This is a genomic window from Psychrosphaera ytuae (assembly GCF_017638545.1).
Classification (GTDB): Bacteria; Pseudomonadota; Gammaproteobacteria; order Enterobacterales; family Alteromonadaceae; genus Psychrosphaera; species Psychrosphaera ytuae.
On the sequence record NZ_CP072110.1, the window covers coordinates 1,676,196 to 1,701,894 of the forward strand.

Annotated in this window: 22 protein-coding genes; 10 read left to right on the top strand and 12 right to left on the bottom strand. The window is 43.3% G+C overall.

The window, feature by feature from the left end; genetic code table 11:
- From J1N51_RS07350 to J1N51_RS07380, 7 genes are all read right to left on the bottom strand, one after another.
- Nucleotides 1-573, bottom strand: a complete 573-nt coding sequence (locus J1N51_RS07350; RefSeq protein ID WP_208829905.1) for a phosphatase PAP2 family protein — start codon at nt 571-573, stop codon at nt 1-3.
- Nucleotides 574-738: 165 nt separating this feature from the next.
- The gene (locus J1N51_RS07355; protein ID WP_208829907.1) at nt 739-2,271 is read right to left on the bottom strand and encodes a Ppx/GppA phosphatase family protein; all 1,533 of its coding nucleotides are present in this window, start codon (nt 2,269-2,271) and stop codon (nt 739-741) included.
- Nucleotides 2,246-4,366, bottom strand: a complete 2,121-nt coding sequence (gene ppk1 / locus J1N51_RS07360) for a polyphosphate kinase 1 (RefSeq protein WP_208829909.1) — start codon at nt 4,364-4,366, stop codon at nt 2,246-2,248. Before ppk1 ends, J1N51_RS07355 begins: the two co-directional genes overlap by 26 nt.
- A gap of 151 nt (nt 4,367-4,517) precedes the next feature.
- Complete coding sequence (locus J1N51_RS07365) at nt 4,518-5,333, bottom strand: UDP-2,3-diacylglucosamine diphosphatase (protein ID WP_208829911.1); 816 nt, start codon at nt 5,331-5,333, stop codon at nt 4,518-4,520.
- Between the two features lie 58 nt (nt 5,334-5,391).
- Nucleotides 5,392-7,110 carry a GNAT family N-acyltransferase gene (locus tag J1N51_RS07370; RefSeq protein WP_208829913.1) on the bottom strand — a complete coding sequence of 573 codons (1,719 nt, stop codon included), beginning with the start codon at nt 7,108-7,110 and terminating at the stop codon, nt 5,392-5,394.
- 88 nt (nt 7,111-7,198) lie between these two features.
- Nucleotides 7,199-7,600: a VOC family protein gene (locus J1N51_RS07375; protein ID WP_208829915.1), complete on the bottom strand. Its 402-nt coding sequence runs from the start codon at nt 7,598-7,600 to the stop codon at nt 7,199-7,201.
- Between the two features lie 83 nt (nt 7,601-7,683).
- A complete protein-coding gene (locus J1N51_RS07380; protein WP_208829917.1) occupies nt 7,684-9,279 on the bottom strand; it encodes an isocitrate lyase in 1,596 nt (531 codons plus the stop codon).
- Nucleotides 9,280-9,430: 151 nt separating this feature from the next.
- Between J1N51_RS07380 and J1N51_RS07385 the strand changes: the two genes are divergently transcribed.
- The gene (locus J1N51_RS07385; protein ID WP_208829919.1) at nt 9,431-10,363 is read left to right on the top strand and encodes a LysR family transcriptional regulator; all 933 of its coding nucleotides are present in this window, start codon (nt 9,431-9,433) and stop codon (nt 10,361-10,363) included.
- 108 nt (nt 10,364-10,471) lie between these two features.
- On the top strand, nt 10,472-12,724 hold the full coding sequence (locus J1N51_RS07390; RefSeq protein ID WP_208829921.1) for a malate synthase G: 2,253 nt from the start codon (nt 10,472-10,474) through the stop codon (nt 12,722-12,724).
- A gap of 190 nt (nt 12,725-12,914) precedes the next feature.
- Here J1N51_RS07390 and pepB read toward each other — a convergent pair whose 3' ends face one another.
- Nucleotides 12,915-14,201, bottom strand: coding sequence for an aminopeptidase PepB (pepB, locus tag J1N51_RS07395; protein ID WP_208829922.1), 1,287 nt, complete (start codon nt 14,199-14,201; stop codon nt 12,915-12,917).
- Nucleotides 14,202-14,337: 136 nt separating this feature from the next.
- On the opposite strand from pepB, the gene J1N51_RS07400 reads away from it, so the two are divergent.
- From J1N51_RS07400 to panC, 8 genes are all read left to right on the top strand, one after another.
- Nucleotides 14,338-15,306 (top strand): DUF808 domain-containing protein, encoded by a 969-nt coding sequence (locus tag J1N51_RS07400; protein WP_208829924.1) that lies wholly within the window; start codon nt 14,338-14,340, stop codon nt 15,304-15,306.
- Between the two features lie 4 nt (nt 15,307-15,310).
- Nucleotides 15,311-16,048 carry a DNA/RNA nuclease SfsA gene (gene sfsA, locus J1N51_RS07405; RefSeq protein ID WP_208829926.1) on the top strand — a complete coding sequence of 246 codons (738 nt, stop codon included), beginning with the start codon at nt 15,311-15,313 and terminating at the stop codon, nt 16,046-16,048.
- Between the two features lie 220 nt (nt 16,049-16,268).
- Nucleotides 16,269-16,709 carry an RNA polymerase-binding protein DksA gene (gene dksA / locus J1N51_RS07410; RefSeq protein ID WP_208829927.1) on the top strand — a complete coding sequence of 147 codons (441 nt, stop codon included), beginning with the start codon at nt 16,269-16,271 and terminating at the stop codon, nt 16,707-16,709.
- A gap of 30 nt (nt 16,710-16,739) precedes the next feature.
- Nucleotides 16,740-17,720: a tRNA glutamyl-Q(34) synthetase GluQRS gene (gluQRS, locus tag J1N51_RS07415; protein ID WP_208829928.1), complete on the top strand. Its 981-nt coding sequence runs from the start codon at nt 16,740-16,742 to the stop codon at nt 17,718-17,720.
- Nucleotides 17,721-17,978: 258 nt separating this feature from the next.
- A complete protein-coding gene (gene pcnB, locus J1N51_RS07420) occupies nt 17,979-19,448 on the top strand; it encodes a polynucleotide adenylyltransferase PcnB (RefSeq protein WP_408635897.1) in 1,470 nt (489 codons plus the stop codon).
- A gap of 11 nt (nt 19,449-19,459) precedes the next feature.
- Nucleotides 19,460-19,942: a 2-amino-4-hydroxy-6-hydroxymethyldihydropteridine diphosphokinase gene (gene folK / locus J1N51_RS07425; protein WP_208829929.1), complete on the top strand. Its 483-nt coding sequence runs from the start codon at nt 19,460-19,462 to the stop codon at nt 19,940-19,942.
- 26 nt (nt 19,943-19,968) lie between these two features.
- Nucleotides 19,969-20,763: a 3-methyl-2-oxobutanoate hydroxymethyltransferase gene (panB, locus tag J1N51_RS07430; protein WP_208829930.1), complete on the top strand. Its 795-nt coding sequence runs from the start codon at nt 19,969-19,971 to the stop codon at nt 20,761-20,763.
- Nucleotides 20,764-20,780: 17 nt separating this feature from the next.
- A complete protein-coding gene (gene panC, locus J1N51_RS07435) occupies nt 20,781-21,647 on the top strand; it encodes a pantoate--beta-alanine ligase (RefSeq protein ID WP_408635898.1) in 867 nt (288 codons plus the stop codon).
- A gap of 4 nt (nt 21,648-21,651) precedes the next feature.
- Here panC and panP read toward each other — a convergent pair whose 3' ends face one another.
- From panP to metF, 4 genes are all read right to left on the bottom strand, one after another.
- Nucleotides 21,652-23,307: a pyridoxal-dependent aspartate 1-decarboxylase PanP gene (gene panP / locus J1N51_RS07440; RefSeq protein WP_208829932.1), complete on the bottom strand. Its 1,656-nt coding sequence runs from the start codon at nt 23,305-23,307 to the stop codon at nt 21,652-21,654.
- 127 nt (nt 23,308-23,434) lie between these two features.
- Nucleotides 23,435-24,124: a tRNA (guanine(46)-N(7))-methyltransferase TrmB gene (gene trmB / locus J1N51_RS07445; protein ID WP_208829933.1), complete on the bottom strand. Its 690-nt coding sequence runs from the start codon at nt 24,122-24,124 to the stop codon at nt 23,435-23,437.
- A 99-nt stretch (nt 24,125-24,223) separates the two neighbouring features.
- The gene (locus tag J1N51_RS07450; protein ID WP_208829935.1) at nt 24,224-24,580 is read right to left on the bottom strand and encodes a DUF5665 domain-containing protein; all 357 of its coding nucleotides are present in this window, start codon (nt 24,578-24,580) and stop codon (nt 24,224-24,226) included.
- 109 nt (nt 24,581-24,689) lie between these two features.
- Nucleotides 24,690-25,613, bottom strand: coding sequence for a methylenetetrahydrofolate reductase (metF, locus tag J1N51_RS07455; protein WP_208829937.1), 924 nt, complete (start codon nt 25,611-25,613; stop codon nt 24,690-24,692).
- Nucleotides 25,614-25,699 lie beyond the last annotated feature (86 nt).

Below are 25,699 nucleotides of genomic sequence, written 5' to 3' on the forward strand. Positions count from 1 at the left end.
CTAAATCCCACTGTGAATTTCGCTATACATCTCACTATAAAAGCCACTGACAATATCTATTCCCAACAATGCACTCACGACTCCTAACGTAGCCCCAACCACAACATCTCCCGGAAAGTGAACACCAAGAAAAACTCGTGAAATCCCAACTAAGCTCGCCCAACAAAAAGCGATTTGAGAAAAGGTTGGATAAAAAGTCATTATTAGGGTCGCAAACAAAAACGCCGCGGCGGTGTGTCCTGAAGGCATACTGAATTTATCAGACGGTGAAATATGAGAGCGAAAAGCCGTTAATTTATTGAAAGGCCTATGGCGTTTAATAAGGTTTTTAAGGATGAGGTAAATTGGAAGTTCAAAGGCATAAGCCATCAATGCAGAAAAGAAAAAACGCTCGCCAGTTATCTCTCCAAACCACCATAAAAGTATGCCGATTGCCAAATAACAAGGACCATCTCCTGTCTTAGATATCCAAACGCTAGCGTGTTTTATGGGATCTTTGGACCATTTATTAAGCCAGTAAAAAAGATGTGTATCTAACTGCTGTAGTTTGCTTTCTCGAATGCCCTCAGCCATCTCAACCTCACAGTGTAATGAGTACACGTTTGCTCACATAATGAACAAATCCTAGCCAAGAAAAATGTCGATTGTGTGACCAAATCAAGACAGGTTTGTGACAAAAAAAGAGCCGCGTGACATCTCACAAACGGCTCTTTTTTGTTTTCGAAAATTGCTGGGGTATTATTTAACGATCAATTTGATCCCAACCTTTTTGAGTTGTAAACGCTCAAACTCTAAGTCCGCGCTTAACACAGGATATTGTGCTAACCAGCCATCCGGAAATGTAAGCACCAAACTTTCTAAGTCAGCCTCAACACTAAACTCCGGTAAAAAGTCTTTTTGACGCTTAATGTTAAGGGCCACCGACAAGCGCAAAATGACTAAACAACGCAACCACTCAGTCTGACGAAATTGACTAAATTCAGGAAACTCAGCTGGCTTTAACTTTTTGCGGTAATAACGAGTTAAATACGCCAAAAACTGTTGTTGCTCGTGGTTAAATCCGTGCAAGTCCGAATGTTGTAAAATATACGCAGAGTGCTTTTGGACACCTCTAGAGTGCACATGCAAGCCGATTTCATGTAATAGCGCGGCCCATTCAAGTAACATTTTCAACCCGCGATTATTTATCTTCCAGGTCTTTTTAAGTTGCTGATATAAATACGTTGTCGTCGATAACACTAAGTTGGCGTGTTCTATATCGACATCGTAGCGAGTTGCGAGACTCTGGGCAGAACGCTCTCGGACATTTTCATGGTGAAGGGAGTCTTCCATTTCATAAATCACCCCTTCTCTAAGCGCCGCCCCAACAAATTGAAGTGAATTGATATGCAAAGAGCGAAAAGCCGCAATGAGAATCGATAATCCAGCAGCAAAAACTTGTTTGCGGTCTTCGTTAACTTCCCCTAGCTGTAAATCATTAATGTATTTGGTCTCAATACACATTTGTTTGAGTGATTCGAGGTGCTGCAAACCAACTTCCTGAGATAATACGTCCAAGCCAGTTGAGTGGGCGACAACACTTACCATGCTCTCCACAGAGCCTGAGGTACCTAGGCAAGTTTTCCACCCTTTGTTCAAATAGGTTTTTTCTATTTGTTCTAAGTGTTGTTGCGCGGCAGTAATGGCTTTTTCGAAGCGCTTTTCGGTCATTTCACCCGTACCAAAAAACTTATTGGTAAAGCTGACACATCCCATATCCAAACTGCGAGTGAGTTGCGGGTCAAACCCTTCACCGATAATAAATTCGGTACTGCCACCGCCAATGTCAATTACAAGAGTTTTATCCGTTAATGTATTGGTATGAGCAACGCCGTTATAAATTAGACGTGCTTCTTCTTCACCCGAAACTACCTCTACTGGGTATGAAAAAATATCACTGGCTAGCTTTATAAACTGTTGGGCGTTTTTGGCTTTTCGCAGAGTATAAGTGGCCACAATCCGAACCGAGTTAGGTTCAAACCCTTTTAAACTTTCTTCAATAATACGCAAAGCGTCCAAGCCACGTTGCATTGCCGATTCGGATAAAATCATCTGGTCCGAAAGGCCATCGGCTAAACGTACTTTTTGCTTCATTTTGTGCAGTATTTGCACGGTTCCTGAGATCACTCGCGCCACCACTAGGTGGAAGCTATTGGAACCAATGTCTAAAACCGCAATTTTGGTGGAGTCACGTAATGCTAAATCGTCAAACGCCGCCTTGGTTTTTGTCATTCTTGATTTCCAAGTTCTTTAAATATGTATAAATTTCAAGCTGCGAACGCAGAGGTCGCAACGACTTGTCGTTAACATACCCATTTACTTGGTGCTTGTCGATGACTCTGGCTTTCAACGTATCTTTTAGCTGCAGTTGTAAAATGTCGATAATTTGTTTTTTTAGCCGGTCGTCGATGATTGGTGTGCCTACCTCAATTCGATCGTGCATGTTTCTCGCCATCCAATCAGCCGAAGAAATATACACATCTTGGTGCCCATCATTGTGAAACACCATGACCCTCGGATGCTCTAAAAAGCGATCGACGATACTGATCACTTTTATGTTTTTGCTCAATCCGTCTATACCTGGCCGTAAGCCACACATCCCACGAACAATCACATCAATTTCAACACCCGCTTCACTGGCTTGATACAAGGCATCGATCAGGTCGTGATCAACAAGGTTGTTAACTTTTAATGTGATTTTAGCAGTGCGCCCTAACTCTGCTATTTTAATTTCATTACGGATCAGTTTTAGTAACTTTGGCTTATTGTTGACGGGTGATACTAGCAAGTGTTCAAAGGTCTGCTGGCGGTACGGTAACAGTATCAAGTCAAACACGCTGATAGCTTCCGACGCCAATACTTCATTGGCGGTAAACAAGCTAAAATCAGTGTATATTTTTGCGGTTTTTTCGTTAAAGTTACCAGTGCCGATATGAGCATAATGGATGTAATCGTTACGCTCTTTTCGCGTCACGACACACAACTTTGTATGAACTTTAAAAGACGGATTACCAAACACAACTCGTACACCTGCGTCGGTCATCTTTTTGGCCCATGCGATATTGGCTTCTTCATCAAATCGAGCGCGCAACTCCATGATCACAGTGACCACTTTACCGTTATCTACGGCATCAATCAGCGAACTGACAATTCGAGAATCCGGTGCGATACGATAAATGCTGATCCTTATATGGGTGACGTGTGGGTCAAATGCCGCTTGACGGACAAATTCAGTAAAATGCAAAAATCGGTGATAAGGATAATAAAGTAATATGTCTTGTTGTTTGATGGCTTCGAACACAGTGTCAAACTGACTGAATTGCAAGCTTGTAATTGCCGGCAGGTCTTTGTTTTCAAGTCGCTTAGAGCCTATGTTCGGAAATTTTATAAAATCACTCACATTGCGAATTCGGCCTGCCGCAATCAAATTGTCGTATGAACTATGGCGCAAATGCTTTTTCATACTTTTCACCATGTCGGCTGGCATATTTTCGTCATAAACCACACGAACAGGCTCTGCAATCAAGCGCTGCTTCATACTGTCTGACATCTTTTCAACGTAACTGTCGACGATGTCATCATTGATCGAATACTCTGAGTCCCTCGTCATTTTAAAAGAGTAACTGTCAATCGAATCAAACTTCACAAACCCACGAAAAATATCTTCAATAAACAACTGAATCACATCATCAAGCAAAATCACCTGTTTGTGTGATTGGCCTTTTTCGTGAGGTAAAATAACGAAACGCGACATTTTATCTGCTGGGATTTCAACCGTGGCGTATTTTGGCGTTTTGTTGTTTCGGTTAATCGACAAATAAAAATAAGTAACTGAGTCATTAAGGCGAGAAACCAAATCGACTTTTTTTTCAATCAATATTGGTGCGATATGACGCAGCACTTTGTTATCAAAAAAGCCTTTTAACCAAACCTTTTGCTCTTCGGTCAGCTCGTGTTTTTGGATCAATGCAACATTGTGATTGCGCAGTTCAGCCGTTACAGATTTAAATAAGCGGTCAAACTCAACGCTCATCTTCGCCACTTTAGCTTGAATGGCCGTCATTAAATTCGCGGTGCTTTTGGCTAACTCAGTTTCGCCATTATCATTATAGATAATGATTTTTCGACGGACCGATGCCACTCTGACTCGATAAAACTCATCCATATTGCTCGAGTAAATACCTAAAAAACGAATGCGTTCGATAACCGGATTATTCGGATCTTCCGCCTCTTGTAAAACACGCTCATTAAACGCCAACCAACTTAATTCTTTGGGAAAATATTTATCTTGGTCAGTCAGCGCTACAGAGGTAAGCGTACGAGTCATATAGAGAAGCTATCCTTTAAAAAAATGGAGGTTTAACACCGTATGTCTATTTGATGACAATAAACGACTGGTATTAAAAATATATGACATAACGCAAGGTTTGGATATTTAAATCCAATTTAGACCGCACTTTATTTTTACGCTTGCAAGGCTAGGCCGCATGCTCGTCTAAAAAGGCCGACTCTTGTCCCCAATTAACTTGGCTGATTAGGGTTGTAGACCTAGTTTCATCACTCCAACGCAACAGTTGAATGTCACCTCGTTGGGTCTCAACCAACAAAGTGCAGTTTTCTACCCAGTCACCGTCATTGCAATACAAGACTCCATCGTCGATTGATAATGACGGGTGATGAATGTGACCACAGACTACGCCATCAGTCCTTTGACGTCTTGCCTCAGAGACCGCCGCATGACGATATCGATCAATCGCTTCATTGGCTTTTTTGACTCTAGTTTTGATGTAAGACGCCAATGACCAATACGGCAAACCAAGGCGCTTTCGCAAGCTGTGACAGGTACGGTTCAAAAACAATAAAAAGTCATACATCACATCACCCAATTTGGCGTGCAACCGTCCGAAACATACTTGAGCATCAAATTTATCACCATGTAACAGCAGCATCTTTTTACCAGTAACGGTTTCGTGAATGTACTCTTGATGAATTTCGATACCACCAAACAATAATTCAGCGTAGGGACGCATAACATCATCGTGATTGCCCGGCACGTATACCACCCGAGTTCCTGATTGGGCTAATCTTAACAATGTATTAAGAACTTTATTGTGTGATGCTGGCCAATAGACTCGACGCTGCAAAGCCCAAAAATCGATAATATCGCCAACCAAAAACAGGTTCTCTGTTTCTACCTGTTCTAAAAAGTCCAACAAAAAGTCGGCTTTACAATCTTTGCACCCCAAGTGAATATCCGATAACCAAATGCTTTTATAGTGATTTTTTGGGACCATGTTTATCACCTATTTTGAACTATTTTTGTTTGCATAAAAAATGGGCGCTAGGCCCATTTCAGTTATTAACCGGAGCTTGAATGTATCGATGGTACTTTTGTGTTTTCATTTTTTTTATGTCAACGAGTACAAAGCCATCAATACAATCACAAAAATCCGGATCGACATTGAAGCTTAAAAACTGAGTACCACCTGCTTCGCATAACTCTCCGTATTGTTTGTAAAGGGTTGGAACTGCACAGCCAAGCTCTTTCATATATTGTTTGAGGACGGCAAATTCCTGTTGATAGTCTTGTCCACCAAACTGCAAGCCATGTATATCTTTGGCAACAAAGGGTGTTTTTGCCTCAACCCAATGCCGATCTCCTGAAAAATAGGTTTGATAAAAGCGGACCATACTGGCTTTGGCTTCAATAGGGAGTTCATTACTAATCGTCACGCCACCTAAAAGATACCGAATATTAGGATGCTGACGCAGATACGCTCCAATCCCCTGCCAGAGATAATCTAAACTGCGTTTGCCCCAATACTTAGGTTGAACAAAGCTTCTTCCTAGTTCGAGACCTTGGTCAACAATATGATTGGGGATATTGTTGAGGTTAAATAATGTCTCGGTATAAAGACCAACTTCGGCGTAATGCTCACGAACTCTCTGAATTGGTGCCATCCGATAAGCACCTACAATTTCCATGTCCTCTTCGTCCCACAAAATAATATGGTCGTAAAACCGGTCATACACATCGACGTCACGGACTTTTCCAGACCCTTCTCCAACCGCTCTAAAGGTCAACTCGCGTAAACGCCCCAACTCTCTCATCACGGCAGAATCAGCAACATGTTTAAAACTGTATATATGTTTGCCATCTTTTGTGGTGCCAATTAGCGGTTGACGACGCAGCTCAGAACGAATTAAACGCCCCTCTTCTGGATGAGCGACACTGTCGAGCTGAGGTTGAAATTCTGCTAGGTGACGGCGTTTACTGATGGCGTAAACGTGTTTTTTGAACAAGGCGATCTTTTGTTTATCATCGACCGGAATGGCGGTATAGGTTTCAAAATCTACCACTGGGGCAACACGCACTCGGACTTCTCGATCGTGTTGTTTAAACATCTCGTGAACCAACCATAAAGTGCTAAGCGGTTTTGCCAACATTGACAAACCATAAAAAAACGCTGAATTTTTACCATCGACGTGAATAGGCAAAATTGGACTTTGAGTCTTTTTAGCAAATCGAAGAAAGCCACTGTGCCATTTGCCATCTTTGATGCCAGTTGGTGATAATCTCGAGACTTCGCCCGCGGGAAAGATAAGCAGTGCGCCACCATCAACAAGGTGCTTTTCGATGGCCGCCATGTTTTCTTTTGGGGTTTTGTTGCCCATATTGTTAACCGGCAACAGCATTGGCCGCAGTGGTTTGATGGCCCATAATAGTTCGTTGGCTACCACTTTGACATCTTGACGAACTTTACTGAGCATTTTTAGTAACACTAACCCATCTAGACTGCCTATAGGATGGTTCGCAATGGCTACAACTCGACCAGAGGTTGGGATATGGCGTATTTCTCTGTCTTTAGCGACAAAATCAAATTCAAAAAATTCTAAAACCTGCTCAACAAAATCGATCCCCATGAGGTGAGGATAGGTTTGTTCAAAACGTTGGAATTCACTCTCGTGAAAAATAAAACGCAAAAAGCGCAAAAAAGATTGTTTTAAAAGTGGGTTACTAGTCTGTATCGCAGGAAACTGCTCTGCGACTACGGTTTCGACAGAGATCATTTGCTTGCCCTTTCATCAACTTTGCCAACACAAAGATAGAAGGACTAAATGACAATTGAGTGACGGTATGTTTGCAAATTAATGACAATTACACGGGTTTTAACTCAACCATATTGCCATCAGGATCATCTACATACACGCTTTGGCCAAAGCCTGTTGCGCCATACCTAACATCAATTTCACCGGGAGTAATATCGTATTCGGCAAAGTGTGCAAGGATCTCATTGACGGATGACACTTCTACTTGCAAACACAAGTGATCCAAGTTGTGATTGGTTGGGCCTGGCGGTCCCCCGCCGAGTTTGCCTAGCTCACTGTCAACTGTCACTATGTCAATCAGCGCATTACCCGCCCGCAATTGATTGAGGCCAACATCATCACCAAGAGTTCGTTCTAACTGACAGCCAAGTACCTCTGAATAAAACCACAGAAGTTTATCTAAATTCTGGGTTCTAAGAACAATATGGTCGATACCTCGAATTTTAAGCATAAAAAAGCGCCCTCACTACTCAGTTATGAATAGCTTAGGCGCTTCCCAAAGAGAATGCGAATTTCGCTAGTTAAGACAAAGGATTAGCCAAACTGGTTCATCGTGTTGTCTTTACCGCCTGCTTTTAATGCAGCTTCACCAGCAAAATATTCTTTGTGATCATCACCGATGTCAGAACCGGCCATGTTTTGGTGTTTAACACACGCAATACCTTGACGGATTTCTTTACGCTGAACACCAGCAACATAACCCAACATACCTGCATCACCAAAGTACTCTTTTGCTAGGTTGTCAGTAGACAAGGCCGCAGTGTGGTAAGTAGGCAATGTGATTAAGTGGTGGAAGATACCTGCGTGTTGTGCTGCATCAGATTGGAACGTACGGATACGGTTATCTGCTTCAACGGCTAGTTCAGTGTTGTCGTAATCTTCGCTCATCAAGTTGTCACGGTTGTAATCAGACAGGTCTTTGCCCTCTTCTTTCCACGAGTCGAATACTTGTTGACGGAAGTTTAAGGTCCAGTTGAACGATGGGCTATTGTTGTAAACCAACTTCGCATTTGGAATCACTTCACGGATACGGTCTACCATGCCACCGATTTGACCAACGTGAGGCTTTTCAGTCTCAATCCAAAGTAGGTCAGCACCATTTTGTAGTGATGTAATACAATCAAGTACACAACGGTCTTCACCTGTACCTGGGCGGAATTGGAATAGGTTAGAAGGTAAACGCTTAGGACGTAACAATTTGCCTTCGCGGTTGATGATAACGTCGCCGTTTTTAAGGTCGTTTGCCGCTACTTCTTCACAATCTAAGAAGCTGTTGTATTGGTCACCTAAGTCACCTGGTTCACGAGTGTAAGCGATTTGCTTAGTTAGGCCAGCACCTAAAGAGTCTGTACGAGCAACGATAACACCATCATCGATACCTAGCTCTAAGAATGCATAACGGACCGCGCGGATTTTAGCTAAGAAGTCTTCATGAGGAACGGTTACTTTACCGTCTTGGTGACCACATTGCTTTTCGTCAGATACTTGGTTTTCGATTTGAATCGCACAAGCACCGGCTTCAATCATTTGCTTGGCCATCAAATACGTCGCTTCTGCGTTACCAAAACCAGCATCGATATCGGCAATAATTGGCACAACGTGCGTTTGATGGTTGTCGATGTCGTTTTGGATTTTTTGTGCTTGAACTTCGTCACCCGCTTCACGAGCTGCATCTAATTCGCGGAACAAACCGCCTAGTTCACGTGCGTCGGCTTGACGTAAGAAGGTGTATAACTCACCAATTAATGAAGCAACAGACGTTTTTTCGTGCATTGATTGGTCAGGTAGTGGACCAAACTCAGAGCGCAATGCAGCAACCATCCAACCTGAAAGGTAAAGGTATTTTTTGTCTGTGCTGTTAAAGTGCTTTTTAATCGAAATCAACTTTTGTTGACCGATAAAACCGTGCCAACAACCTAACGACTGAGTGTATTGCGTAGGATCTTTGTCATAATCATCCATGTCTTTACGCATGATTGCAGCCGTGTATTTAGCAATGTCTAGGCCTGTCTTGAATTTGTTCTGAGCACGCATACGAGCGGCATACTCTGGCTCAATTGCAGCCCAGCTGTCACCGTGGCGGTTTTTAATTGCTTTTAATAGTTCTACTTCATTTGTAAAAGCTGACATAAGTGTGTCCTCTGTTATGTTCCGCTGAAGCTTTGTGAGCCTTTCGCGTTATTTGTAATATTTTTGATAAATTCAAACTTGGTGCTGACAACAGTACGACAAAGGTTTAGGATTCATATAATAAATATTTTCGATACATGGAATTCACGAAATGAATATTAATAAAGTTGACCTCAATTTATTGGTATATCTAGATGTACTATTACGAGAAAAAAACGTAACCCGGTCGGCAGATCGACTTTCAATTACCCAGCCGGCCATGAGTAACGGGCTTAAAAGACTCAGAGAATTGTTTAACGACCCAATATTGGTAAGAACTTCAGAGGGAATGACACCAACAGCAAAAGCGTTGGAGCTTCAACCTGTAATTCGTAATATTCTTTCAAAATTAGAGTCAACCTTACAGCCAGAAACGAAATTCGAACCACTAGAGTCCAACCGAACCTTCCGTGTTATGGCTAGTGACTACGCCGAAACAACTCTTCTAGCCCGAGTAATCGGTGCCCTGAGATCGAAAGCCCCTGGTGTTACTCTTGATATCGTTACGCCCTCTGATGTGAGCTTTCACGATGTAGAGCTAGGTAAAGTCGATATGGCAATAAACCGATTTGACGACTTGCCACTGTCATTCCACCAAAAAGTCATTTGGTACGATACCTTTTCCTGTATGGTCGATGCAGACCACCCTTGCCTACCAGATTTAGACTTAGACACATACTTAAGTCACAAACACGTTTGGGTAAGTAAAACTGGCTTTGGTACCGGTGTAGGTATTGATCCTACAGAGGTTCAGAAGTTAGGTTGGGTCGATGCAGAATTAGCTAAATTCAATAAAAAGCGCGATATCAGCGTATTTACTCGGCATTACCATATGGCGATGTGGATGGCGAAAGAACAAGGCCTAATTGCAACACTTCCGTCGAAAGCGGCAAACTTATATGCCAACAACCCAGATGTGGTAATCATGGATCCACCGTTTGATATTCCCCCTATTGCATTAAAAATGGCCTGGTCGCCGCTTCTTCACCACGACGAGGGACATGTGTGGTTACGTCGTTTAATCGTTGATATTGGGGCAGAATAACCCACTATTTATTTAATTTATGATGAAGATATAAAGACTAAGCTAGTCGTATAATCGATGCTCGGCATAGAATGACTGAGCACTTTTTTATCCTTAAACGAGTACAGCATGTCAAATAACAAGCCAGAAAATAACAACAAAGCCTTAGAAAACAACACTGTTGAGCAAGGCCGGTTGAAAATAGACGACCGCTTTTATCAATTTGTAAACGAATCTGTTTTACCACCAGCTAAGTTACAGAAAGCTGAGTTCTGGCAAAACGTGGAGCAACTATTCGCTCGTTTCGTGCCAATTAATAAAGCGCTATTACAACAACGTGAAGCGCTGCAAGCTAAAATTGATGAATATCACACAAACAACACTAGCCTAGACTTTGATCACTACAAACAGTTTTTACAAGAGATTGGTTATTTACAACCTCAGCCTGACTCGTTTGAAATTGGCAGCACTAAAGTTGATCCTGAAATCGCGACAATGGCGGGCCCACAGCTTGTCGTGCCAGTAATGAATGCACGATATGCATTGAACGCCGCCAATGCTCGTTGGGGAAGTTTGTACGATGCACTATATGGTACTGATGTAATTAGCGAAGAAGGCGGTGCAGAGAAAGGCACTAGCTACAACGTCGTTCGCGGTAATCGCGTGATCGAGTATGCACGTGAAGTACTAAATCAACATACGCCAATTACTGGTGACTGGAAAACCGTATCTAAATTAGCGGTTGAAGGTCAAAATTTGATTATTGAGACAACCCTTGACGGAGCAACTCAGCAAGACGCATTAAAAGAGCCAAGCCAGTTTGTAGGTTTTCAGGGTGATGTCGCGGCACCAACCGGCATTGTCCTTCGCCATAACAACCTACACCTTATCATTCAAATTGACCCAACAAGCCCTATTGGCAAAACTGACAAAGCAGGTATTAAAGATATTGTTTTAGAATCGGCACTAACCACTATCATGGACTGTGAAGATTCGGTTGCGGCCGTGGATGCTGAAGACAAAATTGTCGTTTACAAAAATTGGTTAGGCTTAATGCAAGGTGACCTTGAAGAACGCATCGATAAAAACGGTAAAACCTTTGTCCGTGCCATGAACGATGATGTTACATACACAGACGTGAGTGGAGAGACGGTAACCTTACCAGGCAGAGCCTTGATGTTTGTTCGAAACGTTGGGCACTTAATGACGAATCCAGTCATGACTTTTGATGGTGAAGAAGTTCCTGAAGGTATTCTAGACGGTATTATCACCTCTGCCATCGGTAAAATTGACGTGGACCGTGTCAAACAAGGCAATGTTGATGGCAACAAACAAAACTCAAAGACAGGTTCTATTTATATCGTTAAGCCAAAAATGCATGGTCCAACAGAAGTGGCCTTTAGTAACGACCTGTTCGACAGCATTGAAGACATGCTTGGATTAGACCGTCATACCCTCAAGATGGGTATTATGGACGAAGAGCGACGTACTTCAGTAAACCTTCGCGCTTGTATCAAAGAAGCCAAAGATCGCGTTGTATTTATCAATACTGGTTTCTTGGACCGAACGGGTGATGAGCTTCACACCTCAATGTTAGCGGGTCCATTTAAACCGAAAGGCGAACTAAAAACCATGGCTTGGATCCAAGCATACGAGCAATCAAACGTTGCAAGTGGCTTAAGTACAGGCTTTAAAGGCAAGGCACAAATTGGTAAAGGCATGTGGCCAATTCCAGATCAAATGGCCGCAATGATGGATGCTAAAGTAGTTCACCCTAAAGCGGGTGCGAACACTGCTTGGGTACCGTCACCGACTGCAGCAACTCTGCACGCATTGCATTATCATCAAGTGTCAGTTGCAAGTATTCAAGACCAACTAGTCGGTAGTACCACAACTGCAGAAACCTTTGATGACTTACTCAACGATATTCTTCAGATTCCGTTACTGAGCAAAGACGAGCCATTATCTCCTGGCGTCATAAATCACGAGTTAGACAACAATGCCCAAGGCATATTGGGTTATGTAGTTCGTTGGGTTGATGCAGGTATCGGTTGTTCTAAAGTACCTGATATCAACAACGTAGGTTTAATGGAAGACCGTGCAACCTGTCGTATCTCTAGTCAGCATATGGCGAATTGGTTACAACACGGTTTATGCAGCGAAGAACGAGTTGAATTAGTGATGAAAAAGATGGCCGCGGTCGTCGATAAGCAAAACGAAAACACACCAGGGTATGAGCCTATGTGTGACGATTTTGATAGCTCTATTGCATTCAAAGCCGCATTGAACTTGGTTCTTAAAGGACGTGTACAACCAAGCGGTTACACTGAGCCATTACTACACCAAGCCAGATTGGCTAAAAAGGCCAACCAAACTAATTAAGTTTGACTATAGTTATAAAAAAGGGGCTCCCAAATTGGCAACCCCTTTTTTATTAACGTTTAAACTTTCAAAGTCAATTGAGACCAATCGAATACGACTCACTGTCTTCGACTAACCAAAGCGGCGCAGAAACCCAACCATCTCGCGCCGTTTTTCTTGTCTGGCTATTGAGTTTGATTATTAAGTCTCATTACTCAGCTAACAGTTTTGCGATGGTTCGAATACCCATTGCTGTCGCCCCTGCTGAGTATTTAGCATTGGCTGTGTTATTAAATGCCCCAGCCAAATCAATGTGTAACCAACCATTACCGTCTTCATTAACAAAGCGCGATAAGAATCCAGCAGCGTTTGATGCGCCACCCATACCACCGCCTTTTTGAGGTCGAGAGTTTGCTGTATCGGCATACGCTGAAGGACAGTTATTGCGATGGAACTTCTCAAGTGGCAATGGCCATGCGCCTTCAAATTCACTTTCAGCTGCAGCTAGGCCTCGACTTACCATGTTTTTATCTAAACCAAACATCGCGTTGTAATCACTGCCAACTGCCATCATAGCTGCACCTGTTAGAGTTGCCGCATCTATGATTTGTTTTGCTCCTAGTTCTTCTGCATGCAACAAACCATCAGCCAAGACCAAACGGCCTTCCGCGTCTGTATTTACGATTTCTACTGATAAACCATTTTTGTATGTGATCACATCGCCTAGTTTATACGCCGAGCCTGAAATCATGTTTTCAGCACAACAAAGGATTAAGCGAACGCGTTTATTCAAGCCACGCATAATCGCCAAACCTAGCGCACCAGTTACAGTCGCAGCACCACCCATGTCGCACTTCATTGTAAGCATGCCTTCAGACGGCTTAATTGAATAACCGCCGCTGTCAAACGTAATGCCTTTACCAACCAGTGCATATTCAATAGGTGCGTCTGCATCACCTGTAGGGTTGTAATCTAAGCTGAGTAGTACAGGTGGGTGAATACTTGCACGGCCCACAGAGTGAATGCCAATCCAGCCTTCGTCCAATAAATCATCACCCATCACGATATTATGAGTGATGTATTTGCCAGCAATCTCTTCTAAAAATGACACAGCATGTTTCGCTAGTGCTAATGGATATAAATCTGCAGGCGGAAGGTTTGTCATTGCGCGAGTCCAATCATTGGCTTTTTGGCGCGCATTCAACTCTTTAGAGTCACAATCTAACCACACAACAGACTGACCACCTTTGGCTGTCATCATCCCTAAGTAAAGTGCCCATTGCTGTTCGATATCCCACAGTCCACTAATTGCAATGTTATTAATGCCTAAGCTCTGTAACTTACGGCCACAAGCTTGGATGACAGGTAGTGAATTGCGCACATCACTGTCTTTCAAATGGATTAAAAAGCCCTGTGCTGTTGAGCTCAACTGGCTGTCTTCACTCCAACCAACTGGTGCTGGTTGTTGACTCAATTGAATCGTAAGAATGTCTGTCATATTGCCTGTCTCTTTATTTTTTGTTTTGTTTGCATTTTATAATAGAGAAAATATCTCTATTCGTCAGTTCATTCTGGCTAAAAACTAGGTTAGCATCAGTTAATTACGGTTTATTTGGACGATTTGGAGAAAGCCAATGCCTTCAGCGAGTTTTTTTGCAGTATTTGATGATATTGCCCTTTTATTGGACGACGTTGCAGCAATGTCGAAAGTCGCAGCAAAAAAAACCGCAGGGGTCTTAGGTGATGACCTAGCGGTAAATGCTGAACAAGTCAGTGGAGTCAAAGCTGATAGAGAGTTGCCCGTTGTGTGGGCGGTTGCTAAAGGCAGTTTCAAAAACAAATTCATCTTAGTGCCAGCCGCACTATTGATCAGCGCTTTCATTCCTTGGCTAATAGTACCACTACTTATTTTAGGTGGATTGTTTTTGTGCTTTGAAGGCGCCGAAAAAATCATCGAATCCTTTACTCAAGGAGATACAAAAAAAGAGCAGCACCACCAAGAATTACTAACAGCCGTTAACTCCTCTCCAGAAGCTTTAATGGAGTTCGAAAGTGAAAAAATCAAAGGCGCAATTAGAACTGACTTTGTTCTTTCAGCAGAAATCATCATCATTGCGCTGGGAACCTTTGGTACTGCTGCTCTCGTCAATCAAATAGTAGCTTTGAGTTTTATCGCCATCGCCATGACCGTTGGTGTATACGGCCTTGTTGCAGTCATAGTGAAGCTCGACGACGTTGGCTTGCACTGGAAAACTCAAAAGAAAGAAGGGCTTACCGGAAATATCCTGAGGACGTTGGGCTCGGGACTATTGGCTTTTGCCCCACGCCTAATGAATAGCTTGAGTGTCATTGGATTAGTTGCGATGTTTCTCGTAGGCGGTGGCATGCTCAGCCACAATATCGAATTCGTCCATCATTGGTCTGCAATAATTCAAAGTTTTGTGGAAACCCAATGGGCCTTCCCAAGTTGGCTGGTAACGCTTGTTAGCGTTTTATTAGACGGTTTGTACGGAGTTGTTGCAGGACTCATTGTCGCTGCCGTATTACACATGATTCTTCCGTTGTTCAAAGGTAAGGACAGTTCGGATCAAGAAAACGCATAACCACATGGAAACCAAAGATTTACAACAAGCAACATTACTCAAACGCTACAAGCGCTTTTTAGTGGACGTCGAGCAAGAAGGCAAAACGTTCACTATATATTGCAACAATACAGGTGCGATGACCGGGTGCGCAGAGCCTGGCTTTACCGCTTTGTATAGCACTAGTGGTAACCCAAAGCGAAAATATCAACACACCCTTGAAAAAACCATCACTGCCAACGGACACTTTGTAGGCGTAAACACCATAAAAGCCAATGACATAGTAAAGCAAGCGATAGAGCAGGATTTAGTACCAGAGCTAAAAGGTTATGAAACCTTGCGAACCGAAGTAAAATACGGAGAAGAAAACAGTCGCATAGACCTGCTTTTGTCTGATTCAAACAAAGTAGACTGTTACATCGAAATAAAATCAACGACCTTATTGTTAGACGATGACTCAGGGCTAGGTGCGTTTCCCGACGCCAAAAGCACTCGTGGACAAAAGCACCTGCGCGAGCTTATGACAATGAAACAGCAGGGAAACCGCTCGGTGTTAGTGTTTTTAGTGCAACACACAGGGATAAAGGCAGTGACCGCTGCACAGCATATAGATCCTAAATATACCGACCTAATCAAAGAAGTTTTAAACCAAGGGGTAGAAATCCTCGTACTCCATACCCATATTACGGCGGAGCAAACGACAGTGTCCCATTCTAGCTCGTTTGTCAGTCCAGAAAAGGTTGATTTTTCACAGTATTCGTAGTCCATTATACATAATGGAACCCAACCAAGGGTGACACACTCTTATATTGTGGTTTAATCAGAATAGAATTTGATAAAAACAATAAGTATCGCTTTTTGTTGCCACAAGACGATATTTTTGCTATATGTAGCCGCCCTTTTTTTTGCTTTAGGCACTGGTTGCTTATACAAATAAAGATAAATGTGCGCTAACCGGTTGAATTTTAGGAGAAAAGCAACGCATGGCAGATAAAAAATCATTGGGATTATTAGCCTTAGCGGGCGTTGAGCCATATCAAGAAAGCCCAAACGAAGAGTATATGAGTGATGAGCAACTGACTCATTTCCGTAAAATCCTTGAAGCTTGGCGTAACCAGTTAAGAGAAGAAGTTGATCGCACTAAGTCGCACATGCAAGACGAAGCAGCCAACTTCCCAGATCCAGTTGACCGTGCGTCACAAGAAGAAGAGTTTGCGCTTGAATTACGCACTCGTGACCGCGAACGTAAACTGATCAAAAAGATCGAAAAAACACTTGGTTTAATCGAATCTGATGATTTTGGTTTTTGTAAGACATGTGGCATCGAGATTGGCATTCGCCGTCTAGAAGCTCGTCCTACTGCTGATCAATGTATCGACTGTAAAACATTGTCAGAAATCAAAGAAAAACAAATGGGTGGTTAAGGCTTAGCCTTAACCCTCTTTTTTCCTCCTGTGGCTGTCTGGCCTTTTTCATCCCAAGTCTCGTTTAATCAAGGCAACCAACAAGTTCGCGGCCGTTTTGCCCCTTCACCGAGTGGCCCACTTCACTTTGGTTCTCTTGTCGCCGCTGTAGGCAGTTACCTCCATGCAAAAGCCAATAACGGTTTGTGGTTCGTTCGTATTGAAGATATCGATACCAGCCGCGTTGATGCGAGCGCTCAAGGCCAAATTTTGGATGCGCTTTATGCTTTTGGTTTGCATTGGGATGTAGACTTACAAACTCAGTCTCAATTGCAAAACGGCGATCGCAACTGCCTCAAACAAACCGCTCGTCTCAGTCGTTACCAAGAAGTACTCGACTTTCTAGAATCAAAAGAGTTAATTTACGGCTGTGCCTGTACTCGAAAAGAAATCAAAGCATCAGGTGGACTCTATCAAGGCACCTGTCGAGACAAATACCTAGATTTGCACAACAATCCAATTCGTCTAAAACAAACTAGGCCCATTTATCAATTTTCAGATGGCATTTTTGGACCACAAAGCTGTGATCCTCTCATGGCTCAAGAAGATTACATCATCAAACGTCGCGATGGCTTATTTAGTTACCAACTCGCCGTAGTCGTTGACGATATTGATCAAGGTATAACACACGTCGTCCGCGGCGCTGATATAATGCCTTTAACCGCTCGACAGCTCAGTTTATACCAAACTCTTGAGGTCGATCCTCCTGAGTTTTTACATTTGCCTCTTGCGGTTACCAAACCTGGCCACAAGCTATCCAAGCAAAACCATGCTCCGGCAATTAACTCGTCAAACCCACAGCCTGAGCTACTCAAAGCATTAAGCTTTTTAGGATATGCTCAACCCAGTCTCTCAAACAAGAGTTTGAATTTAGACTCTTTAGCCAAAGCCTCACCTCAAACCATCTTAGAATGGGCCGTAGAGCATTGGTCTCAAACTAAAATTAACCAACAAACCGAGATCATCATTTAAGCAATCGACGTCTTTCTGCATTTATTTGTTAATTGTCGCATTATTGCTGTAAAATGCGCCGCAACAAAACGAAGACATCTAGTTGATAGAGTAGGTAGTGAATTAGTGGTGTTAAAAAAAGTAATCTCATGGTTTGGCAAAGATTCCGATAAAAAGTCATCGGCCTCTAAGCCGTCTCGCAATGCGGATGGGCGAAAAAAACGCGCTCGTTCAGCAAAGAAGCAGACGCACGCTAAACAAACACCACAACAACCAGTCATTCGAAGTGCTTCCGTTGAGCACCACGCAACAATTATACCCCGTGACCAACATCCTATTTCGCGCAAGCAGATTAGCCCTAATGCGTTAAAAGTATTGTACCGCCTAAAAGACAACGGTTACGAAGCGTATTTAGTAGGTGGCTGTATTCGAGATATTTTACTCGGCTTACAACCTAAAGACTTTGACGTCGTAACGAATGCCACACCGGAGCAAGTTAAAGCCTGCTTTAGTAACTGTCGCTTAATCGGGCGCCGCTTCCGTTTAGCGCACATCATGTTTGGTCGTGAAATTATCGAAGTTGCGACAATGCGAGGTCACCATCAAAGCAGCGATGATGATGTAACTTCTGTCGACATAGAACAAAAACAAGAGCAACCAAGTCCTGCCGTTGCCAAAAAAATATCTAAGCAAAGTGATGAAGGCCAGCTTTTACGCGACAACGTTTACGGCACAATTGACGAAGACGCAGAACGTCGTGACTTCACAATTAACAGCTTGTATTACGATATCCGCAACTTTGATCTTCTCGACTTTGCCAATGGTATGGCGGACATCGAAAAAGGCGTTATAGACCTCATTGGTGATCCAGAAACGCGTTATCGCGAAGACCCTGTGCGTATGTTACGAGCGGTTCGCTTTGCGACTAAGCTCAATATGACGATTGCCAAGCGCACCGAATCGCCAATTTATGAGCTAGGTCACTTGTTGCGCAACATTCCACCAGCGCGCTTGTTTGATGAGAGTTTAAAGTTATTACTTTCGGGTAAAGCACTAGCTAACTTTGAAATGATGCGCCATTACGGCTTATTTAAATACTTCTTCCCGGCCGCAGAACAAGTGTTAACAGGTAACCCTGAAGACAAGGAAGAGCGCATGATGAAGCTAATGTTCACCAATACGGACACGCGCATCAATGCAGATAAAAGTATTTCTCCAGCTTTTGTGTTGGCTGCTATTTACTGGTATCCACTTGAAGCTCACGCACAAGAGCTTGAACTAGAAAGTGGTTTATCGCCCTACGATGCCTTCCAGTTAGCAATAAACGACATTTTGCACCGCGCCGTACAATCGGTGGCGATCCCTAAACGCTTTACGGCTAATATGCGTGACATTTGGAACTCACAACATCGCTTGCGTAAAACCCAAGGCAAACGTCCATTACAAATGCTCGAAAATGCCCGCTTCCGAGCTGCGTACGACTTCTTGTTGTTACGTGCTGAAATTGAAGGTGGCGAGTTAGAAGAAATTGCGGATTTTTGGACTCATTTACAAGAAACTGACGAAGGCAAGCGCGCGATGGCTGATGCAAAGCGCAATGCTGGCCAACGTCGTTTTGAGGGACGTCCTGAAGGACGCTCTGATGATCGTTCAAAATCAGGCCCTAAGCGCAACGCCAAATACCGTAGTAACCGTCGAAAAAAGAAACCTAGCGGTAACCGCAGTTCAAAATCAAACAACGAGTCCTAGAGCCAACTAAGATGTCACATTTAGTCTATATTGGCTTGGGGGCCAATTTAAACGACCCTCTTACAACGGTTAGAACTGCAATTGATGAGTTGGCGCAAATAACAAATACTCAGCTTGTCGGGCGCTCACGCATTTACATAAGCAAACCTATGGGCCCGGCAGACCAACCGGATTATGTAAATGCCGTTGTTGCTTTGCAGACCGAACTTTCGCCTCACGAATTATATTCAGCAACCAGTAACATAGAACAAATCCATGGCCGAACTCGCGATGGAGCTCATTGGGGTCCACGTACTCTTGATCTTGATATTTTGTTGTATGGCAACCAACAAATCGACGATGAAACGTTAACAATTCCGCACTACGGCCTCACTGAGCGAGAGTTTGTCGTTTACCCTATACTGGACATTGATTCTGAACTTGTTTTACCCTGTGGAACTAAGTTGCAAGACTTAGCAACCAACCTTCCCTTTAATGACATGAAAGCGATTTAACCGCACTAACATATTGGACGTTTAAGATGGCTAAAATTACCACCTCTAAACTACTTAAGATGAAGCAAAACGGCGAAAAAATCGCAGCGCTGACAGCCTATGATGCGAGCTTCGCGGGCTTATTTGACAAAAACGGCGTACATGCCCTGCTGATTGGTGACTCACTAGGCATGGTTTTACAAGGCAAAGCAGATACATTGGCCGTGACAAATCACGACATCGCATACCATACTCGTTGTGTTCAAGCGGGAGTAGAATCGGCGTTGATCATCGCTGATATGCCATTTATGACTTATTCAAACCCAGAATTAGCGTTAAAAAATGCACACGAGCTTATGGCGGCTGGGGCCAACATGGTCAAGCTAGAGGGTGGCGAATGGTTATATGAAACGATTCGCCAGTTAACTCAAAATGGGGTTCCGGTATGTGGTCACTTGGGTTTGACACCACAGTCTGTGAATGTGTTTGGTGGTTTTAAGATCCAAGGTCGAGATGCAGACAAAGCCAAAGAAATGATTGAGCACGCCAAAGGTCTAGAACGCGCAGGTGCTCAGCTCTTGGTTCTTGAATGTATTCCAGTATCACTTGCGCAAGCTATTACCGAAGCCGTTGCAATTCCGACTATTGGCATTGGCGCAGGCAACGTGACGGATGGTCAAATCCTAGTTATGCATGACATTTTGGGGATAAGCTCTGGTTACATTCCTAAGTTCTCTAAAAACTACATAGATATCGCAGGTACTATGCAAGGCGCAGTTGAGCTCTTTGTCAAAGAAGTACAGAGTGGCGAATTTCCAGATCCTGATCGAACGTTTAATTAAGCAAGTAATAAACTACTATTTACAAAAGCATGAAAATTATCGAATCATTAGCTGAGCTTCGAGCTTGGCGTAAAGAATGTCATCGTCAAGGCCAAACTGTTGCGTTTGTGCCGACCATGGGCAACTTACATGAAGGCCATATCGAATTGGTTCACAATGCACACAAGCACGCAGATTTAGTGATCACTTCGATATTTGTCAATCCAATGCAGTTCGGTGAAAACGAAGATCTCGACGCCTATCCACGTACCTTTGAAGCTGATTGTGAAAAACTAACAGCTGCCAACAACCACGTTGTCTTTTATCCGTCAGTAGCGGAAATGTACCCGAATGGCTTGAAAGCTCAAACCCTTGTGTCTGTTCCTAATTCAACGGCGGAGCATTGTGCCGAAGCAACCCAACGTCCAGGTCACTTTGATGGAGTAGCGACGGTCGTAACAAAACTGTTCAATATGGTGCAGCCTGATGTAGCGCTATTTGGCCAAAAAGACTACCAGCAAGTGCGCTTGGTGCAGGCTTTAGTCCGCGACTTAAACATGCCGATTGAAATTATTCCCGTACCTACCGTACGTGAAGAGTCAGGCTTGGCAAAAAGCAGTCGCAACGGCTACCTCACAGCCCAACAGAAGTCTATTGCTCCGGCATTGTTTCAGGCATTAAGTCTAATCAAAGAGCAATTAGAAGGCGGTAACTTCAACACTGAGTCATTAATCGAAAGTGGTTTAGAATTTATCGAGCAAGCAGGGCTGAAGCCAGACTATATAGAGATCAGGGACACCAGCCATTTTGAAGTAATCGATGAAAACTCAAAAGAGGCAGTTATTTTAGTCGCAGCATTCTTAGGCAAAGCGCGACTCATAGACAATCTAACGGTCCAGCTATAAATGGCTAGGCCGTTAGCCCTACCTTTTTAAGAATCGCTGGCAAACTACGCCAGCTATCTTTAGCAATCTCTTTTTGCTCAGCCAAAATATCTTGTAAGATTTCTTTAGTCGTAAGAGGGTTCGCCAATACACAACGGAACACCGTTATGGTTTGGCCATTGTGTGCTTTTGGTGTCAATCGAGTACGGGATACAAATGACTTACCAGACTCACGCTGTTTCTTTTGAATAAACTTGGTTAAGTCATTTAGTAATTCATTAATGATCTCGCGTTCTTCTTGATTACACGTGGCCATATAGTCTTTCACTGGCTTTGGTACATAGCGATAAGTCAACAAACATAATTCAGGTTCTGACACTAATTCAAAGTCAGGATCTTGTTTGATTAACTCGGCAAAATACTTAGCTGTGTCAATGCTTCGATCAATCAGCATTTGATAGCCACTTCGGCCCATCACCTTAAGGCATGCGTAAACCAGCATCGACATTCCAGGACGGCTGCCTTCAAGCGTATGTGAGCCTAAGTCTTTTGAGCCTTTACGCAAAATATATTCAGCGTGATGTTCAATAACATCAGTTGAGTGTGGGTCTTTAAACAACACCATACCCGCACCCATAGGTACATACATCTGTTTGTGAGCATCGACCGTGATTGAGTCCGCTCTTTCAATGCCTTTAAGCAGAGGGCGAGCGTTTTCAGATAACATTGTTGCTCCACCCCACGCTGCATCGACATGAAAGTGAATGCCTTCACGCTCAGCGATATCTGCCATGGCATCAAGAGGATCTATGTTACCGGTTTCCGTTGTACCTGCGACACCAATAAGCGCAAGGATACCTGCACCTTCGGCTTTTAGTTCGGCAATCTTTTGTTCGAGTAGGTCAATTCTAATTTTGTTATTTTCGTCAGTGCCGACCGAAACGATATCCTGACGGCCCATACCTAAGACATCTGCCGCTTTACCTAACGAATAGTGACCACGCTCAGATACCAGCACGACAAGGCGCTTGTATCCATAGTGCATCATGGCTCTAAACAAGCCTTCTTTCGCCACACCTTTAAAACCAGGTTGCGGGCCTAACAGAGTATTTCTTGCCACCCATAAGGCGCTGATATTAGCGATGGTACCACCCGAACAGAACGCCCCTAAAGACGCATCAGCGCTGTGCATCATCGCATCGTAATACGCTTCGTTTTCGGCTTCAGTACGACCTTGCCCATAAGCGATGCGGTGCAGCATACCAATGGTTTGACGCTCTAACGGTGTAAATGCTTTTGACGTTTCGATTTTGACTAAGTTCTGGTTTAAGCCCACCATTAACTTAGACAAAGGCAATAAGAAGTATGGCAATGCCGACGTCATATGACCAATAAAGCTCGGAGATGAAGTATGCACCGACTGCGCAACTAACTTGTGTAACAATTCATCGGCCACATCAGAAACAAACTGCGGGCGTTCAGGAACCAAAGACTCCTGAAAATCTTGCTCGATATCTGACAGTGGTTTTTCGACAGCAACAATATTCTCACGCAAAAAACCGTCTAGGTTTTGCGAAACTTCTTGTTCGATTTTGGCCAAGGTTGAATCTGGCGCCTCAGGGATTGTGAAGATCCTAAACAAGTTTTGTTCGGTTGCGGTCGCGAATCGTTTTTTAGACATGCTACTTATGGGTCATTTTTAATTGAACGGTACTTTACTTTAAGTCGGCTAGATTGTCTGCAGTTAAGCAGACAAAAAGCGATTTAGCAAAGGTCGAAACTGTAACGAATTCATATCAAACAAGACGTTAGACAAAGTTACAGGTCAGTTGCGTGCTGTTTTGACCACTTGCCCAGTACTTCCGTTCAAATGGCGTCATTGCTTCATCACTTTGATAATCACTAACTTGAGGCTCAAAGCCCGCTAGTTTTAGGGCTTCTGCAAACTCTCGAACATAAATAGGCCAGTTACTGCGTAGGGTGATGTTTTGTCCAAGTTTGGGGATATAACTAAACACTGGTGCGCCGTGCCAACGACGCTGTAGGTGTTTAGCTTTTGGCCATGGATTGGGATACAACAAATAGTGTTTGCTGATCGGCCAATTAGCTTGAGCGATCAATCGCCAAAGGTCATTTAGATCACCGCGTAAAATCACAAAGTTACTAACTTTGTGTTTCATGTGGTGCTCTATTTTTTCTACTCTGTGCTCTGATTTATCAATACCGATAACAAGTGCATTTGGGTTTTGTGCCGCCAAATGGATTGTGCTCTCGCCTACGCCACAACATGAGTCCAAAATCAATTGACCTGATGGGTTCGCCGCTAAAAACGCTTCAACCGTTGCAGTTAATTCAGCAAATGTTTGTTCAGAAAATGGTGCAATAGGTTTTCTAAATGGCGTAGCCAAATGTTTAACAACGACTTTTTCTAAGTCATCGTGAATACCATTTTGATTTGTCGTGATAGCACGGGAGTTACCCGTCAACGCATCTGTCATGTTGCTAAAACCTTTATTCAACCTGCCTGCACCGAGACAACAACTGATGTAAAAATAGGGCCGGCATTATGCCCATTTTTGGCCTTTAAAAAAAGCGTTTTAGTTGTTTTGGTTTTCGCCTTTGACAACTTCAAGAATACTCGACACCCATTCGCCAATAATTGGGATCACTTCGATTTGAGACAGTACAAACACCAAGGCTGACAAGACGACTGTTGCGCCTAATACACTGCCAAGGCCCACCGCCATGCCTTTGAGTAGACTAAACCAAATAAAACGAGGAATGGAGTTGTAGGTCACCACTAAATTGTGATGGTTAAGCATTTCGAGCTGTTCATTGATCTGCTTGCATTGTTCGTGCAGCTTAAACCACATTTCATCACGGGATAAAGACTCGAACTCTTGTTGTTCTTCTGATTTTTCAACAACTTCTTGTTTGTGAGAGTTATCAGACATCTGCAGGTTACCTATTTGTTATCTATACAGATAACTCTAACCTAGTTTGGTGTTTTTAACATCCGTGTCAGAGTATTTTTACTGTAATTTCAACAATGAACTGTCCTTGCTAGATTGGCGAAGACGCTGTAGTTTGTTGCGGTCGTTTTCCTAATAAATGGCAAATTGCATAAGTTAATTCGCTGCGATTTAAAGTATAAAAATGGAAATCACTAACTCCCTCTTTGGATAATACTTTAACCATATCCATCGCAATGTTAGCACCAAGCAGGTTGCGTGAGGTGGCATCGTTATCCAAGCCTTCAAATGAGTCGGTCAACCATGCTGGAACAGATACGTTGGTTAGCCCCGCAAATCGAGTCACGGTATTAATATTAGTAACCGGTAAAATCCCCGGTACAATTTCGGCGTCAATATTGGCCGCCGCGCAACGGTCACGAAATCGCAAAAAGCTATCCACATCAAAAAAGAATTGAGTGATTGCCCTGGTGGCTCCTGCATCTACTTTTCGTTTCAGATTTAACAAGTCTGCTTGGGCACTTCTCGCTTCCGGATGTACCTCAGGGTAGGCTGCCACCGATATCTCAAAATCGGCAACGGACTTTAACAGAGAGACAAGTTCTGAAGCATACAAGGGTGGCTGATTGAGCTGCTGGGGTTGATTTGGATCTGTGTCGCCTCTGAGCGCGACTATGTGTTTGACACCGTGCTCCCAGTAATCTTTTGCAATATTGATCAAGTCTTGCTCTGTTGCATCGATACAAGTCAAATGAGCCGCGGTACTCAAACTGGTTTGTTGTTGGATCTTTTTAATTACGTCATGAGTTCGGTCACGAGTACTTGCACCTGCGCCGTAAGTGACAGAGATAAACTTGGGGTCAAGTGGCGCTAGGCGTTCGACCGATTGCCAAAGTGTCGTTTCCATTTGCTCTGTATTTGGCGGAAAAAACTCAAAAGACACATCAATTTTGCCCTTTATGTCCAATAAATGGCGGTTGATACTTTCTAATTGTTGGGCATGAACGCTACTCATGATGACTTTCTCACTGACTTATGAATTGATGAATCGAACAAAGACGTTTAGACGTCTAGATATCGAAATTTAAATATAGACGAGTT